This is a genomic window from Enterobacter sp. PTB (assembly GCF_051130085.1).
Classification (GTDB): Bacteria; Pseudomonadota; Gammaproteobacteria; order Enterobacterales; family Enterobacteriaceae; genus Enterobacter; species Enterobacter ludwigii.
Genome location: NZ_JBDKEE010000047.1, coordinates 1 through 16,033 on the forward strand (window position 1 = coordinate 1; position 16,033 = coordinate 16,033).

The 16,033-nt window shown below is 54.4% G+C and carries 19 protein-coding genes and 2 pseudogenes; 3 read left to right on the forward strand and 18 right to left on the reverse strand.

Going from position 1 to position 16,033, the window contains the following annotated elements:
* From AAIR21_RS26495 to AAIR21_RS26520, 6 genes are all read right to left on the reverse strand, one after another.
* A partial coding sequence (locus AAIR21_RS26495; protein ID WP_434682654.1) for an OmpA family protein occupies positions 1–1,546 on the reverse strand: 1,546 nt, incomplete at its 3' end.
* A 5-nt stretch (positions 1,547–1,551) separates the two neighbouring features.
* Positions 1,552–2,205, reverse strand: coding sequence for a type VI secretion system protein TssL, short form (gene tssL / locus AAIR21_RS26500; protein ID WP_434682655.1), 654 nt, complete (start codon positions 2,203–2,205; stop codon positions 1,552–1,554).
* Positions 2,202–3,536 carry a type VI secretion system baseplate subunit TssK gene (gene tssK / locus AAIR21_RS26505; protein ID WP_434682656.1) on the reverse strand — a complete coding sequence of 445 codons (1,335 nt, stop codon included), beginning with the start codon at positions 3,534–3,536 and terminating at the stop codon, positions 2,202–2,204. Before tssK ends, tssL begins: the two co-directional genes overlap by 4 nt.
* A gap of 12 nt (positions 3,537–3,548) precedes the next feature.
* On the reverse strand, positions 3,549–5,090 hold the full coding sequence (tssC, locus tag AAIR21_RS26510) for a type VI secretion system contractile sheath large subunit (RefSeq protein ID WP_434682658.1): 1,542 nt from the start codon (positions 5,088–5,090) through the stop codon (positions 3,549–3,551).
* Positions 5,091–5,117: 27 nt separating this feature from the next.
* Positions 5,118–5,609: a type VI secretion system contractile sheath small subunit gene (gene tssB / locus AAIR21_RS26515; protein WP_434682659.1), complete on the reverse strand. Its 492-nt coding sequence runs from the start codon at positions 5,607–5,609 to the stop codon at positions 5,118–5,120.
* A 320-nt stretch (positions 5,610–5,929) separates the two neighbouring features.
* Positions 5,930–6,562, reverse strand: coding sequence for a LuxR C-terminal-related transcriptional regulator (locus tag AAIR21_RS26520; protein ID WP_434682660.1), 633 nt, complete (start codon positions 6,560–6,562; stop codon positions 5,930–5,932).
* Between AAIR21_RS26520 and AAIR21_RS26525 the strand changes: the two genes are divergently transcribed.
* Entirely contained in the window at positions 6,561–6,758 is a 198-nt protein-coding gene (locus AAIR21_RS26525) for a hypothetical protein (protein WP_434682661.1), read from the forward strand. The genes AAIR21_RS26520 and AAIR21_RS26525 overlap by 2 nt on opposite strands.
* Here AAIR21_RS26525 and AAIR21_RS26530 read toward each other — a convergent pair.
* From AAIR21_RS26530 to AAIR21_RS26580, 11 genes and pseudogenes are all read right to left on the reverse strand, one after another.
* Complete coding sequence (locus AAIR21_RS26530; RefSeq protein ID WP_434682663.1) at positions 6,750–7,061, reverse strand: putative quinol monooxygenase; 312 nt, start codon at positions 7,059–7,061, stop codon at positions 6,750–6,752. The two genes, AAIR21_RS26525 and AAIR21_RS26530, sit on opposite strands and share 9 nt — an antisense overlap.
* A gap of 24 nt (positions 7,062–7,085) precedes the next feature.
* The gene (locus AAIR21_RS26535; RefSeq protein WP_434682665.1) at positions 7,086–7,841 is read right to left on the reverse strand and encodes an SDR family NAD(P)-dependent oxidoreductase; all 756 of its coding nucleotides are present in this window, start codon (positions 7,839–7,841) and stop codon (positions 7,086–7,088) included.
* Between the two features lie 644 nt (positions 7,842–8,485).
* Positions 8,486–9,124 (reverse strand): annotated as a pseudogene (locus AAIR21_RS26540) (DNA-binding protein).
* Positions 9,121–9,780: a DUF2913 family protein gene (locus AAIR21_RS26545; RefSeq protein WP_434682666.1), complete on the reverse strand. Its 660-nt coding sequence runs from the start codon at positions 9,778–9,780 to the stop codon at positions 9,121–9,123. The pseudogene AAIR21_RS26540 and the gene AAIR21_RS26545 overlap by 4 nt, the downstream one beginning before the upstream one ends.
* A 236-nt stretch (positions 9,781–10,016) precedes the next feature.
* Positions 10,017–10,565 (reverse strand): annotated as a pseudogene (locus AAIR21_RS26550) (tyrosine-type recombinase/integrase); the annotation flags it as partial.
* A 456-nt stretch (positions 10,566–11,021) separates the two neighbouring features.
* Positions 11,022–11,216 (reverse strand): hypothetical protein, encoded by a 195-nt coding sequence (locus tag AAIR21_RS26555; protein ID WP_434682667.1) that lies wholly within the window; start codon positions 11,214–11,216, stop codon positions 11,022–11,024.
* A 35-nt stretch (positions 11,217–11,251) separates the two neighbouring features.
* Positions 11,252–11,350 (reverse strand): YoaK family small membrane protein, encoded by a 99-nt coding sequence (locus AAIR21_RS26560; RefSeq protein WP_434682669.1) that lies wholly within the window; start codon positions 11,348–11,350, stop codon positions 11,252–11,254.
* On the reverse strand, positions 11,347–11,562 hold the full coding sequence (locus AAIR21_RS26565; protein ID WP_434682670.1) for a hypothetical protein: 216 nt from the start codon (positions 11,560–11,562) through the stop codon (positions 11,347–11,349). The genes AAIR21_RS26560 and AAIR21_RS26565 overlap by 4 nt, the downstream gene beginning before the upstream one ends.
* Before the next feature lie 81 nt (positions 11,563–11,643).
* The gene (locus tag AAIR21_RS26570; protein ID WP_434682671.1) at positions 11,644–12,153 is read right to left on the reverse strand and encodes a DUF4232 domain-containing protein; all 510 of its coding nucleotides are present in this window, start codon (positions 12,151–12,153) and stop codon (positions 11,644–11,646) included.
* Between the two features lie 349 nt (positions 12,154–12,502).
* Complete coding sequence (ompC, locus tag AAIR21_RS26575) at positions 12,503–13,612, reverse strand: porin OmpC (protein WP_434682672.1); 1,110 nt, start codon at positions 13,610–13,612, stop codon at positions 12,503–12,505.
* Positions 13,613–13,774: 162 nt separating this feature from the next.
* Complete coding sequence (locus tag AAIR21_RS26580) at positions 13,775–14,008, reverse strand: ANR family transcriptional regulator (RefSeq protein WP_434682673.1); 234 nt, start codon at positions 14,006–14,008, stop codon at positions 13,775–13,777.
* A 433-nt stretch (positions 14,009–14,441) separates the two neighbouring features.
* Here AAIR21_RS26580 and AAIR21_RS26585 point away from each other — a divergent pair, with 433 nt between their 5' ends.
* On the forward strand, positions 14,442–14,645 hold the full coding sequence (locus AAIR21_RS26585; protein ID WP_434682677.1) for an ECs_2282 family putative zinc-binding protein: 204 nt from the start codon (positions 14,442–14,444) through the stop codon (positions 14,643–14,645).
* 243 nt (positions 14,646–14,888) lie between these two features.
* Here AAIR21_RS26585 and AAIR21_RS26590 read toward each other — a convergent pair whose 3' ends face one another.
* The gene (locus AAIR21_RS26590; protein ID WP_434682674.1) at positions 14,889–15,716 is read right to left on the reverse strand and encodes a LysR family transcriptional regulator; all 828 of its coding nucleotides are present in this window, start codon (positions 15,714–15,716) and stop codon (positions 14,889–14,891) included.
* 109 nt (positions 15,717–15,825) lie between these two features.
* On the opposite strand from AAIR21_RS26590, the gene AAIR21_RS26595 reads away from it, so the two are divergent.
* Positions 15,826–16,033 (forward strand): SDR family NAD(P)-dependent oxidoreductase (locus AAIR21_RS26595; RefSeq protein WP_434682675.1); only part of this gene is annotated, 208 nt, incomplete at its 3' end.

A 16,033-nucleotide genomic window follows, 5' to 3' on the forward strand; every position in this document is an offset into this window, starting at 1 on the left:
CCTGCACCGCAAAACAGCTTTCCGGCACGCCGCCGGTGTCGCGCATCCAGTCGCGTACGGCTTCCGCGCGTTTCAGGGACAGCGTCTGGTTAAGCCGCTGACTGCCGGTGTTGTCGGTGTGCCCGCTGACCACAATCAGCCAGCCGGGCTTCGCCTTAATGCCCACCAGCGCATTCACCAGCACCTTCGTGGAGCCGGACTTCAGGGAAGCCTCGCCCGGCGCAAACAGCGACAGGCTGTCGAGCCGGACAGTCTGTGGCACCGCGCTGACGGCGGGCTGTTTCACCGAAGGGGCTGCTGGCGTCCAGCCGTTGACCGCCGCGTTCACCGGGGCCATCAGGCGCATGCCCTGATACAGCCCCAGCCCGTAGCGCTGCGGGACGCCCCGGCGCTGCATGTCATCCAGATGCTGCAGGTCGCCGCGCAGGGTGGCCTGCGCCTGGAGGCGCGGACCCGCAGGCTGTTCACCCAGGCGGGCGTACAGGTTCAGATGGTCGCTGACGGTACGGATAAGCCGCTGGTTACTGGCAAAAGAACACGTCATTGCCAGCATCAGGAATGCGCAGCTTATCAGCCCGGCGATGCGCCAGTTCTGCATCCGGCGACTGACGCCACGGTGACGGGAGAGCGTGCTGAGCAGCATATCCGGGAGCGGCAATAACGACGTTTCGGGTGTGACAGCCGGTACCATTGCGGTCAGCGCCGCTGTCTGCTGTTGCCAGAGATTGTCGTGCTCTCCGCAGACTGGCGTCAGGCAGTACCCCAGCGCAGCGGGACGAAGGGGGTTCTGACCGCCCTGTAATGGCGGAACCACCACGCGCTGATACCACGCCTGCAGGGTATCCAGCCAGAGGCTCTGGCTGAGACGTGAGAAACGACTCTCCGGTGCCGCTTCACGCTGCCAGTCCGCCAGCGTCAGGATGCCTTCACCTGGAAGATGCACCCGTGGCGCGGTATGACCGGGCGTGACGCTAAACCAGCGGGGGGGTGCTGATACGGAATCATCAGGGGGTGAGAGCCAGACCGCGCTCAGCAGGGCAGGTTGACCGGGCAGCCACTCATGGCACTGCGCCATGGCTCGCTGCCAGCTGCGCAGCGTCTGCTGGAAGGTGTCTTCCCGGTTATGCTGCTCCGGGGTGATCGCCAGCAGCAGCGCGACACGGGGCAACAGCGACGGGCGTGCGTCAGCAAGCTGCTCTGCGAGACGGGGGAGTTGTTCGGGGTTATCCGCACGCAGATACCAGCCCTGAGCCGTTTCACGACAGTATTGTTCTGCGGCAAACAGGGAGGCGGTGTCCCCGGCAACCAGAACGACCGCGCCGGTAAAGGTGTCCGGCGGCAGGACATCTTCCGCCAGCCGGTCGTCAGCCCCGCCCGTTGACGAACGCGGCGGCCAGCGATGCCACAGCCACCCGCCTGCCGCGAGCAGCACAGACAGACTGAGTAACAGCTGCGTGATGAGAGATACCGGCAAAAAGCCGTTGACCAGCCACAGGGACAGGATAAGGATAAGCAGCGTCAGCGTATGCCGGGACAGATAACGCATAGGCATTACCCCGGCCCGAGGAGTTGTGCCACCTGACTATCCAGGAGCGCGGAGAACACAAACCACATCGCGGCCAGCGCCACTATTCCTGCGCCCCATGACAGCCAGTACCACCACCGCCCGCCGCGCAGCACGGAGGGTCGCACCACCACCGGGCTTTCCTGGCTCAGGGTAAACGGAGGCACCCGTTCTGCCAGCGCACGCACCACGTCCTCACGACGCTCATGGTCCTGCTCACGGTACTGACCGACAAAGCCCAGTTGCAGGGTACGGTACAGGCAGCTCATGACCGCCATATCCGGTGTCGGGGATTTCAGCCGGGTGCGGATGTCTTCCCATATAGCCTTACCGGCATCATGGCGGGAAAATAAATGGACCTGCAGCGGGTTGGCGTGCCAGCACTGGTAAGCGTCACCACTGTTCCCGCGACGGAGCACGCTCTCATCCAGCAGGGCGCACAGGGCAAAGAGCATCTGTTCACGGGAGGACTCGCTGAATCCCGCCTCGTCAAACTGGCGGCGCATCTGTGGCACCAGCTGGCAGGCGCGACGATACAGCGCATCCCCCTCCGGCGCGATATGTTCGTTACGTATCTGGCTGACCATCAGCCAGCCCGGGTATAATATCTGTTCGGCTTTTGCCACCGTTGCCTGGCTCATGTCCGCAGCACCGCAAACAGCTCCAGCTGTACATCACCCAGCGCAGCCGGGGTATAGAACGAGCAGTTACCCGCCGCCAGCATGGCACGACCGGCATCAGAATTCAGCTCCAGCGCGAAGTACAGATTATCCAGACGCACCGGGATTGCCGCAGGGACATGGCTGACCGGCGTAATCGTCATGCCGCTCATCGCCACGTTCACCACCTCCGAGACGTCATCGAAGCTGCCCGCCTTGCACAGCTGCGGAAAACGTATCTGCAGCTCGTGGGTGGGCATGGATGAGCGTACCGACAGCCAGAAATCCGCCCCTTCACGCAGGCGGGCATCGTGCAGATCCCCTTTCCACATCACACCGTCCTGTTTCAGCACAACCGGCACGACGCGGGAAGGCAGGCTGGCTTCAAGCAGTTGATCGAGTAACGAGAGCAGCGGACCAAACACCTGCTCCGGCGTCTCGTGACGGTACGCCGGGATAGCCCTGAGATCGTGCTCCAGCGAAAAGGTCATCAGGCTGCCGGTCAGGCGGACCAGCTCCCTGAACACCAGTTCAGGATGGAGAGCCGGACTCTCCAGCAGATCGCTCAGCACCGGTGCGGCGCTGTTCAGGGCATTGAGCAGCCAGAACAGCGAGACGTCCGCCACGGCAAAATCGGCCAGCCGTTCATTGGCCTCCCGGCGCATGTCCATCAGACGCAGACGACGGGCCTGCAGACGATGCAGCAGATCCCGGAGTCGTGCCAGCAGCGACGGGCTGCCGGACAGCGCCAGCATAGGGGGAATAAACGCGGTATCACGAACCCATTGCCCCTGAGCATTACGCACCAGCCGGGCCACCGGACAGGTCAGCCAAGGGGTGTTTTCCTGATGGGCAAGGCGTAACGTCAGGGCATGGCGCAGCACCGGGATATCGGTCTGCTCGTGACCCGCCAGCTCCTGCACGCTCACCCGCTCCTGCTTCCAGCGGCGGGGACGCTCGCTGTCCCTGCCGTCATCCAGATTACCGCCGTTGGCGCTCAGCAGCGGCAGGGCCAGCACCACCCCGACCGAGTCGGCGGTGATCCCCTGGAGATCGCACACGGGCGGCAGGTTGTCGCAGAGATCGGTGTCGATCAGCGTCCCGTCCTGGAAACGCACCACCAGACGGGTGGCATTCAGACGGGAGAGGGCCAGGGCGCCGTCATCAAACTCTGCCGTGACCACGCCCCACGGATTTGCCAGCGCCATGCGGGCCACCGTCTGCGCCATATGGGCATCCCACAGGGCCTGCTGCTGAAACTGCTGCGGGGTCAGAAACGCCCCGTCTTCCCATAACGGACGAAAAATCTTCATGACACCATCCCGTTATGCTTTGGCTTTCGGCATCTTGCTGACCAGGGAAAGATTGACGTCCATCCCCTCCACCTGGAAATGCGGGACCGCAAAGAGTTTCACGCGGAAGAAGCCCGGGTTATCATCAATATCTTCCACCACCACTTTGCCTTCGCGCAGCGGATGAGACGCCTGCAGGGCATCGCCCGGATCGGTCATCTCGGTCACCAGGCCGCTCAGCCAGCGGTTCAGCTCCTGCTCCAGTACGCGACGATCCTTGGTGGTACCGATATTCTCGCGCTGAATAACCTTCAGGTAATGGGCAATACGCGACATCAGGAAGATGTACGGCAGACGGGCGTTGATACGACTGTTGGCCGTGGCGTCCGGGGTGTCATACAGCGCCGGTTTCTGCGTGGAGTTGGCAGAGAAGAAACAGCTGTAATCCCGTCCTTTATAGTAACTTAGCGGTATTAATCCGAGATTCGAAAAATCAAACTCGCGGGTTTCGGAGATCATGATTTCGGACGGGATCTTGACCTGGCTGCCGGTACCAAGGTCGAACAGGTGGACAGGCAGGTCTTCCACGGCACCACCGGCCTGCGGGCCACGGATCTGCACACACCAGCCGTTGCTGGCGAAACTGCGTGTCATGTTGGCGGCAAACGCGAAGGAAGCACTGGTCCACAGGTACTTGTCGTGATCCGGGCCTTTGACTTCTTCCACGTAGTTGAAGCTGCGTACCGGGACGGTATCCGGGCCATACGGCAGGCGGCCCAGCACGCGCGGCATCGTCAGGCCTATGTAGCGAGAATCGTCGCTTTCCCTGAACGACTTCCATTTGATATACTCCGCGCGGTCGAAGTAGTTGGTCACGTCCTTAATGGCCGCCACCTCTTCAATCGTGTTTTTCAGGAAGAACGCCGGGCCAACCGAGCCAATGAACGGCATATGGGCAGCGGCGGCGACTTTAGAGATGTTACGCAGCAGGGCAATATCCTGTGACGAGGCATCAAACTCGTAGGCAGAGATTAATGCTGCAACAGGCTCACCGCCCGGAGTATCGTACTCATTAACATATGTGTGCTGGTATAATCCACTCTGAATGATTTCCGGCGCATCCTCAAAATCTTCCCGCAAATCGTCCTTAGACAAATCAAGAAGCTCTACGCGAATATTTTTTCTGAAATCCGCCCGACTAATCAGGTGCGCCACGCCGCGCCAGAGGCTTTCCACCTTCTGAAACTCAGGATGGTGCAGGATTTTATCCAGATCCTGGCTGAGCTGGCGATCCAGCTCGCCAATCATCTGATCCAGCAGGGCTTTATCCAGCTTATCGACTTTTTGCGTACCGGACTGGCGCAGCTGCTCCAGAAAGATGCCCAGGGCAGCGGTCACGCGCTGGCTGGCACCGGCTTCCGCCATATCGGCTTCATCGCGCCAGGCGCTGATATCGCTGAGCCGGTCAACGGGGGCGAGATTAATTTTTTTGAGTAATGACGCGTAGACCCCGGCAGACTGTTCCTGCTCCAGGACTTCAGCCGTCGCGGCGGCGGTATTCTGTTCTGCTGACATGGTTTTTATCTCGTGCAAATAGGGGGATCAGATGTCCTGTGGTGCCAGGGCGGCAATTTCAGCGCGAAGCTCGTCGCTCAGGTCGGGTTTACGCAGGATTTCCAGCAGCTCGCGGCGGAAGCCTGCGTCATCTAACAGATTGGCCCGGAGGTCTTTCAGCAGATTGCGCATCATTAGCATCGCCTGCAGGCGTGGCACCTGACGGGCTACGTGCTCCGGGGTAAAATCCTTCATCTGGCGGAACGTCAGATTAATCTTCTCTTCCGTTTCTTCGCCGTCATGTATATGCTTCACATCGAAGCTGACCGAAGGCGCAAACTCTGCGACCACCTGCTGGATATTCAGCTTATTGATATTGATCTTATTCCTTTCTGACAGCGGTGCCGTTTCCCGGCCATTGCTGAAGTCTCCGGCGACCACCATTTTCAGGGGGAGCTCAGACTGACGCTGCGCATCGCCAACATGCAGGTCAAGCTTGAGATTAATTCGCGCTTTAGGTATTTCCGACTGATAGCTCATGATCTGTCCTTCGCTTGTGTGTTATTTATTTGCCCGGCTTCTGTCAAAACCCGAAAAAAGTTAAATTTGGAAAATGGAAATGAAATCCACCCGGGATTTCACACTCATCGCACCGTCTGCCACTCATATTTCTTTCACTTCGTACTCTTCAGTTAAGAATTAAGCCACACCTGAGACTTCAGATTGTTATTTTATATTGACAAGCCTGCCCACCCGTTGGTTGTGATTCTGGCATTGTAAATATGTGCTGAGTTTCAGTCCTGATATCTGAGTATTGAACTCTATTTTCAGGTTTAAACATACTAGAAAAATTCTAGGTTTCAGAATTTAAGTGTGAATGGGAGTATGTCCTGATAGCCTTTTTGATAAGCAAGACTCACAAGTTCTTTCGTACTCTCCGCCCTGAATTTCTTTTTGAGATTCATCAAATGAAAATCCACAGACTTTAAAGAAACACCTGCACTTTCTGAGATAGCCGCTCGTTTTAGACCTTTGAGAAGAAAGTACATAATTTTTGATTCCATGGCGGTTAAGTTATATTTTTCACCATAGTTACAAACTTTAATACTTTCTGATTTGCCAGCAAGATTGAAGAAGTTTATGTTTTGCGGGATTTCAACTGCAGTGGCAATGGTTCCGGCAGGTTTACCCGCAGCATCATAGATAACTTTTTTGGTCGTTATCAGATTTACAGGTGTGGTTCCATTCAGAGGCTCAACGACAGAATAATTGTCCCCTCTCAGAATGTCTTTCTCATGATTGACATAGATACCTGCACTGTCAGCCCAGGGCATATCGAAATCATTTAATCCAATAATTGACTCTGTCTTTTTTCCGGCAAGCCGGGAAAAAACAACATTGGTGGCGATAAAACGGTGCTCTACGTCCTTTACCAGGATGATGCCACAATCAATCATAATCAATGGATTTGAAAGGAATACTTCTATATTCATGTCTGACAATACATTCAATCAATCAAAATCAGTCGAAGTTATCAATGTTGCAGGGCAGGATATTAAGCTGACCTACTTAGAGAATCAGGGATATTGGGTTGCGATAAAATATGCCAAAGACTGCGAAATGTTTACCGGTGTAACAAAAGATGAGCTAGTGGCAAATATCCTTAATCGCCTGAAATGCCTAAACTGATGTCCCGTAAAGACGAACATCGGATTTTTCAACCAAAATTTGTGCCGTCTGGTCAAAAAAATCAGTGATGTATGGTTTAGCGCAGTGCAGGTCAAAATCCGCTCTTGATTTCCATTTCTCAATTAAGCAGACATCCCATTTTTCACCATGAGAACCTGAATATTGCATTTCTCGTGTCAGATCGTAGCCAATACACCCCTCTTCCGACAGCGTGTCAGGGATGAGCTTACGTAAACTCTCGACAAGCTCATCTACTTTTCCACTCTTAGCCTGGAATCTGGCTACGCAATGAATCTGCGTCATATCAGAACCTCCTTTTGTCATGCTTTATCTGGCTGTATAACCGCCGTCAACAGGAAGCAGTGCTCCTGTTATAAATGATGATGAATCACCAATGAGAAAACCAATAAAATGGGCAACGTCTTCAGGTGTACCTATTCGGCCTAATGGCTGCTCTTTTGCTTCGTCTTCATGTACTTCATCAATATTCAGTCCATTTTTCGAAGCATAACGTTGTACAGCATTCTGATAGAGCGGGGTGTCTATTGTGCCGGGACAAATTGCATTGCAACGAATGCCAAAAGGTGCATAATCCAGGGCAATAGTTCTTGCCATTGCGGCAATCGCCGCTTTCGATGAATTGTAAACAAAACTATTCTTCTTCCCGACAAAGGCCTGGTCGGAAGAAACAATCACGATGCTCCCTTTTCTTTTTTCTTTCATCAAGGGAATAACGGATTTTAACAGGCAATAAGTACCTTTTGTATTGACAGTCATCACCCTGTCAAAATCCTCTTCTGAGGTTTGTTCGATGTTTGCAGATAAATGAACCCCTGCACTTACCACTAAAGCATCAATCCCACCTTCACGGAGGGAAATTAAATTCACAACCTCATCCACCTCACTGCGGTTCGTGACATCACATTTTAAAAAGGTGTCATCACGTTGTGATGAAGTTGATTGTGGGGGTAATAAATCAAGGTTGTACACACGATAGCCCTGCTCCAGTGCCAGGAGCGCTGTGGCTTCCCCGATGCCACTGGAACCGCCTGTAACGATGCAAATCTTCGGTGTGTTAGTCATAATTCTTATTCCGTCACTTCATTTTCCTTGTGAGCCTTTATTCATGTACTTTGACTCAACCATGATTTTACGCACTTAGTCGTCTGGCAGAATGCTATGCTATTTATGCCTCTGGACAACGTAACAACAAAGTATACCGACAGCCCCTCTCCGATACTGGAGGCTGAGGTTATCTTTGTCAGTGCACTTTACCTGCTGGCCTTCCAATCACTCCGGGTAATCCCTTCATCGCAGACAGGAAGGCTATTGCCCTAATTGTTCATAGAACGCGCGAATAGTAGAAGTTTGGAAATAAAAAATCAAAGAGGCTGCTAATTTAATGCTTCCTACATAACCCGATGGCATTTTGTATTAAAATGTAACTTTATGGTATTTCATGATGAATGCCGCCTTTTCTTTGTTGACTTAATGAATATACCGTTGATATTAGAGACTGTGTATCTGTGCTTAAAATACAGACAATAACATCCCGTAATTAATCGCATTATCATTTACGGCATCACGTTATGGTTTTGCAACAAAATGTTAAGTTGTAGTTAATTGTGATGTGTATCACATAAACACTTTCATCACTACGGTTTTAACGTCATCGACCTGCCCACACAGAGATGTGGCCGGATTGCATGTTTCTTATCAGGTGGGAATCAATGACCCGTGGAAAGGGTATAAACCGGGATCCGGCAGGTCGTACCGGTGAGGTTATTTGAAACCTCTGCTTCTGATGTCGCGATCACCATCCCCGTTTTGCGAAGCCGTTACACATCGGCGGCGATCCGCTGAATTCAAAACCAGAACAGTCCGTCGAATGCGGTCACCTTTAACCCGTTTTCCAGCACCAGCCTGAGCCGTTCGCGCGGCGCTTTCATGTCTTTCGCAATCTGCTGATATGGTGAGGCCGCTACGCCAGTGGGATCCAGACGCCGGATGCGGGTGACCATGCGGTACTGAAATTCGTCCGGTATTGCGCTGAGATCGGTTTGCAGACTCCAGACGCAGCGAAAGCGCTTCCCGTTGAAGATCGCCTCTTCCTGGTTAAGCTGTAGCTCGTTGCGCAGGTTGGCGATCAACTGGGGCGTGCGGGTTAACAGCAGCCGAAAAGGCAGCCCGAAGCTGGTGACGTAATCGACGTTCAGCAGGGCAACACGCAGCCGTTCTTCCGCTCCGGCTTTCAGGTGTCTGCATTCTTCCAGCACATCCGCCCACTGTCGGATCAGGCGGGGAGTCTCATCAGCGAATGAAAACGGGTATTTCTCGATCTGGTCGTCAATTCGCCCCACGGTCATTTCCCTCTATACATCTGCACTGCTGCAGCGTTTGCATCAGTTGCTGGCAGCAGCGACAGCAAACACCAGCCAGCGTGTTGCTCACCCATAGTGTAACGCAGCTCCCTCGCCTCAAGCACATCGCCCACAACGCGACTGTCGCCAGCCACGATAAATTCCACCTGCGCGGACTGCTGGCCCTGTTCGGTAAAATGGCGCTGGAGTTCGGATTTTCTTACCAGCAGCGCGGATACGTCCGCGTATTCGGCGTATAGCGCTCCGGGAAGCCATTCTTCATCGGTCACTACCGCGTTAACCCAGCCCTGCGCCCTGAGATATTCGATAGCGTGGGTCAGACGGAATAAATCCGACTGCTGCGTTACCGGCTCCGTGCAGGACTGATAGAGGTACTCAAGACGTTTTAGCAATCCGGCTGCAGGACCTTTCTGACGCCCGAGTCGGAGCAGGCTGTCGATATCCGGTGCCACTGAGCGGGGAAAACGCCGCTGTTTTTGCGCGTCAGCAAGCCAGCGTACTAAAAAGGTGTGGATAGTCAGCGGTGACAGCGCCTGGCCGTCCTGTTGTGCCAGACGCAAGCCCACCAGCCCACACCATGAAAAATGGGCGAGATCGGTGAGGGATTCTTCTGGAAGTAATGCAGTGTGATTCTTTTTCATATTGGGAATGATAACGGGATCGTTTTATTTAAAACAGTGTAAGTCCACCAGAGTGGGAGCTGACGAAAGGCTCCCGGAAATCATTGCATCAACAACGCACAAGGCTGGCTTCCCGATATATAGCGGTGTAATACGCTCAGTGCAAACCTGCCCTGAGCAATAATGACTCTCATCACACAGACTACGGTATCGTTCATCATCCCGTATTGCTCATTCTCCTCGCTCACCACCGCCAGGCGCTGCTTTTTCCATGTCTGTGCGAATCGGGCCGAATTTCCCGCCGTGTAGTGCACAGTGTGGCGGATATTACGATGCCCGAGGTAATCCTGGATTAATCGTGTATCCATCCCCTGTTCGGCGAGTTCGTAACCGCAGGCATGGCGCAGCATGTGGGGATGAACCCGCACCGCCAGCTCGGCTAATAATCCGTAATGCCGCAGTTGCTTGTACATATACTGCCGGGTGAGATGGTTCCCTTTCGCGTTGGGGAAAAGCCATCCTTCCTCCGACAGCGGTCTGCGACTCATCCACTGCCCCAGCAAGCGTCGTTCGTCAGGCTGGAGCGGGTGCACGGTACTGAATCCGTTCTTCAGTCGCCGGATAAAAATAGTCCCGCCCGCTAAATCGATATCCCGGATGGTCAGGCCAAGCAACTCGCTGATCCGAAGCCCATGGTAAAAACACATCATGATCATGCACCGATCCCGAAGTCCATTTTTTTCACCTTCCGTCGCCCGCAGTATTTGTTCCGTTTCGTGCTGCGTCAGATAGAGCCTGCTTTTCACAATGCTATTCCACCATTAATAATATTTTTATTCTTTGTTTAACCAATGTTTATCATTGTTAACTGAAGTTAAACTCAACTAACAGGTATGACCTGTAATTTATTTGTTAACTGTGAGGTGGGGAACTAAGATTGATGCAAGGGATGCAAACATCGTGCTGTGGCTAAGTGCAGTGCCTGGTCATCCCTCTTGCTGAAGCACTGCAGGACAATTATCAAAATTTGACAATCTCCGCCCCCTCGCTGACAGTCAGTACAGACAACAGTCATTATGCTCCATTGCTCTTGCACTATTTAGCGCCTGGCCCGCTCCTGTAGTGGGCATTTTTTTATGTTGCGGTGCCCCCTGGTGAGATGCTCTGAGATATCGTCGTATCACCAGGTCGGTTATTTTCGGGATCCGCTGTGCTCTGACGGCATCCCCTACCGTCGCGGCTCATCGCCAACAGCGCCTGTTTCAGCGGTGCAGATGGGGCTGTAGTCGTTTTTCATAATCATCCCGACAGTCTGCATCACAAAAATGCACGTCCTTCAGGGGAGCGCAGCAATTGTGACACAGCCCGGTCAGCGGCAGCGACGCCCGGGTTCTGCTATGAAGCAGTTGCACCAGTCTCATCTGTTCGGCCTGGCTCGCCTGATCCACTTCATCCATTACTCATTCCTTAACATTGATATCCGGCATCCAGATCACTGCCCTGGCTGCGCATACCCGCCCAGGACAAACCACAGCATCAGAGCCACCGTCACCACAAAAATGGCGACGGGAAACAGCCAGCCGATTTTCATATCCGGTTCCACGCCAGCAGAGCCGCCAGGCAGATAAATCCCAACACTAACCAGAGACGGCGACGTGCCCTGGCCTGCCTGAGCACGACCAGATGCCGCACCTGAGCCCGTGCCGGGTTATCCAGCGGCTCAACGCTGGAAACAATCCAGGCCATTACAAAACATCCCACGCAGGTCAGGCCCAGCACCAGCGTCAGTAAAATGTGCAGCATCAGTGAGTCTCCTCTTTCCGGGCGGACCACAGAGAGTTATGGTACCTGCGCCGGATACAAACGGCGTCCGAAACGGTTCGCTTACGGCGTACCGGTCAGCGACTGAGAGTAATAGCCGGTCTGCCCTTTCGCCGCGCACATCTGGCGGTCAAAGGGCACCGTCAGCATTCCCCCGGTCAGCCCCAGTGAAACAAACGCTGGCCGGATACAGTTGCCACCGTCAAACGCATCGCTGGACACCCAGCTCAGCAGTATCTGCAGCTCGTGGTCTGCCGGTACAGTCACCGGCAGCAGCACCGGCCCGGGGTTCATGCCCCGGACGGGGCGTCGCTCAACGACCATCGGGTGATGCGCGGCATCGCTGAAGGTCAGGACCGGTCGAGGCGGAAGCATACAGGCCCGGGAGCCGGTGTTGCGTAACACCAGACTCGTGCCGCTTTGTGACATTCCGTCGTACAGGCCGCTGCGGTCATCGGTATGCACCGTAATATCTGACGATCCGCAGGGCAGTATCGACATGATATCCGCCCGGGCAGCCGGCATCAGCAGCAGAGAGAGGGTGGTCAGCGTCATGGAAATAACGTATCGCATCGGCACAAACTCCGTGATGATGCTCCCGGCAGACTCTGCCGGGAACGGACAAAAAAAAGCGCAACACAAAACGATCCGTGTGTCGCGCGCGATATAAATGAGGGGTGACTTACCCGAAAATAACAAATGAAGCAGTGGCATATAACGCTCCGATTAGCACAACGGGTACCCCGGTAAGTCAACCCGGACAGCGGCCCTGAGCCTCCCGCCCCCGGACGCCGTTAATTATCCGCGCCCGAAAACGGCGCTCATGGTCGTCCCGGCAGTCGGCAACACAGAAACATCCTTCGCTTATTATGATGGCAAAAAAACCGGCCACAGCGGCCGGTTTGTATGACGGAACCGTAAATCAGAACTGGTAAACCAGACCGGTGGCCACCACGTTGTCCGTGGAGATCCCCGCCCTGCGGGTGAAATCATTCTCATCCAGCAGGTTAATTTTATAATCGACATAGGTCGACATGTTCTTGTTAAAGAAGTAGGTCGTGCCGAGGTCGATGTAGGACAGCAGATCCTGATCGCCGAAGCCCTCGATGTCCTTACCGCGGGAATGCAGGTACGCAATGGACGGACGCAGACCGAAATCAAACTGGTACTGGGCCACCACTTCGAAGTTTTTGGCCACGTTGGCAAAACCGCTGACGGAATCATCTTCACCATTACCGGCAAAGCGAGTGGCGTTGTAGCTCTGGGTGTACTGCGTCGCCAGGTAGATATTGTTGGCGTCGTACTTCAGCCCGCCGGTGTAGGTGGTGGCCTTGTCGCCATGCCCGTAATCCAGACGATTCTGCTCATCCGTGCGCTTTGAGCTGGCAATGGCGGTGCCAACGCTGAATCCCTCACCGATATCGTAGGTCAGGGAGCCACCGAAGCCGTCGCCGTTCTGACGCAGTTCATCGCGGAAGTTATTGGATTCACCGCTGCCGCCGTTCTGCCCCTGGTACTGCAGGGCCAGATTCAGGCCATCAACCAGGCCGAAGAAATCGTTGTTGCGGTACGTCGCCACGCCACTAGCACGCTGCTGCAGGAAGTTATCCGCACCGTAAGTGTCACCGCCGAACTCCGGCAGCACGTCGGTCCAGGAGGTCACATCGTAGACCACGCCGTAGTTACGACCGTAGTCGAAGGAGCCCCAGTCACCGAACTTCAGGCCGGCAAAGCCCAGACGGGTCCAGGACTGGGAGTTATCACTGTCACCTTCGGTGTTATTCGCCTGCACGTTGTATTCCCACTGGCCGTAGCCGGTCAGTTGGTCGTTCACCTGGGTTTCACCCTTGAAACCCAGGCGCACGTAACTCTGATCGCCGTCCTGGCTCTTGTCATCAGAGAAGTAATGCAGGCCGTCAACCTTGCCGTACAGATCCAGCTTGTTGCCGTCCTTGTTATAAATTTCAGCTGCGTGTGCAGCACCTGCGGCCAGCATTGCCGGAACCAGCAGGGAAAGCGCTTTTAATTTCATTCAGATAGCCTCTGCCTTGATATTTTTTATCACTGAGCTGAATACAGGGCGATAGCCCTGCCGTTCCGCTCCCGATATGTCACATACATATCGGGAGCACGTTCACAACGGGTGTCCCCGAAAATCAACGTCAGACTTCACATATTCAGGTCATTCAGTGGCTTACGGCTGTGCCAGTGGAGCCTGATGGTAGCGTTCACACAGACTGGCCCGGGATTCATGCCAGTGCTGCTGGCGTGGGTTACGGGCAACATCTGCGGCCATCCGCCACCATCGGGCAGCTTCACCATAGTTGCCTTCTCGTTCCAGTCCTGCGGCGGTTTTTGCCCTGGCGGAGGCGTTCTGCATGTCAGGGGTTCCGCCGTCCGGCTGACGTTCAGTAGTATGTGATGTCATGATGATGTTCTCGTCCAGGTGATCCTGATGGTACACGCATCGGGGATCCTCACACCGGGTGGCAATGTCGTGCAAAAAAGATCGTTACAGGTTGTTCCTGGCGGTAGAGCAGAGCGTCGCGGAGAGGGTGATTCGTCGCAGATGAGTATTCCGGAAGGGCGACTGGAGGGAGGATGGTGCTTGTATTCCGGAAGGGCGACTGGAGGGAGGATGGTGCTTGTATTCTAAAAACGCGGATGCAAACCGATAAGGAAACGATCCCGGTTCGGCTCAGTATCATTCGCTCAACCATGTCGTGTTTTTTTCGTCTGCGATGTGACCACCTCCACACATCGACGTTGCTCAGGGACAGGCTCAGACGAGCCTTGCGGCATTGACCCTGTCGTTGCTACGGTCTGGCAACTAAGCCCCTCTACCAAAAAGGTTATCAATGATGAGCCCCATTCCTTTTAAGTGCCCTGGCTGCAACCACGATCTCACCGTACACAGCGGGACAGAAATCAGCGATGTGGACGACACCACCGGCATCACTTGCGTCCATTGCAACCGAATTGTCAACAAAGAGGATATCATTCAGCAAGCCCGTGACCATGCTGCGGTTCTTGTCAGAACTCTTCTCGGGGAGCGCTACAGATAAACGCTGAATCCGTAAGCGAAAACCACTGCTTACGGTATATCATCTCACATACGGACAACAGATTATCGTGGTTTTGGCGGGTATCAGGGGACGTCTGGTCATTGTCGCCAGCCCTCTGCCCCGCCACACGGTCAGGGTCTGAAATCTGACCTGCCAGATAGCCAAAAGTCCATGCATTAACATGGACCTGAAAAGGATTGCGGTGCAGGGTGCCATGCTGTTTGCGCCCCTGCACGGTCTTGATCAACATGGAATTCGCATCAAATGCTGGATGAATTGATCCACGGCGGGAAATGACAGTGACTGAACCGCATAACAGACTCCCGTTCGTCTTGAGAGTGGATGTCCAGGCAGGGCTCTGGTCACGACCTGCGAATGTTCACGTGCCAGTGACTCCGGCACAATAGCAACCCCCAGTCCCTGTATGACAAGTCTGAGTGCCAGAGAATACGTCCCGGCATTAGCTGCCGGTGAGTTTGCCGTAGCACCATAAACCGGCAGCAGACGCTGGTGTGATGTCAGCTCAGGACACATTACCCAGCACAGACCATGAAGATCCGCTTCGGTCACCGTCGTTTTCGCTGTCAGTGGGTGGTCGCCGGGGAGAGCCAGGAGAAACGGCTCGGTATGCAATGGTAAGAACAGCTCATCTTCGCAACGCAGTTCTTCACAGCCAAAACGAATATCCCCCGTACAGCCTGGCTCCAGCGTGACCAGCAAACAGAATTCCGGATCGCGGATGTGCTGCAGAAAAACATTTAACTGACTGTCCGCAATGTCATGCTCGATACCGATGTTAAGGGGCTGTCGGTGCCTCTCCCGTCTGAAGCTACGGGTTAGTGTATCCAGCTCAGCCACCATACGCCGGGCATGTGGGTAAAGGATCCTGGCATCCTGCGTCACTTCCACACCGCGTGGCTGGCGCAGAAATAACGGTGTCCCGAGATCGTCTTCAAGCATTTTAATGGTGGCTGACAAGGCGGGCTGAGTGAGGCAAAGCCGACGGGCCGCGCCAGTAATATTTCGCTCCTCGAAAACAGCGATGAAAGCATGAAGCTGGCGATAATCCATAATATTTAATGATGCCTGTGAGAAGAAAAAACCATTTTAAAGCCTGAAATGGATGAATTACAGTCCACCCGTCGCTTTAGCTATCATTTTTAATTATGTGGAGTTCAGCATGCAATATGAAAAGAAACCCCTGATTGTTATCACCGGTGCCAGCTCAGGTATCGGCCTTGCTACCGCCCAACTGTTATCGGCGGAAGGACATCCCCTTCTGCTGATCGCCCGCCGTAGTGAGCCAATGAAAGCGCTCAACCTGCCAGATACACTCTGTAAGCCCGTGGACGTTACTGACAGAGCGGCATTGACTCTGGCGGTCAGAG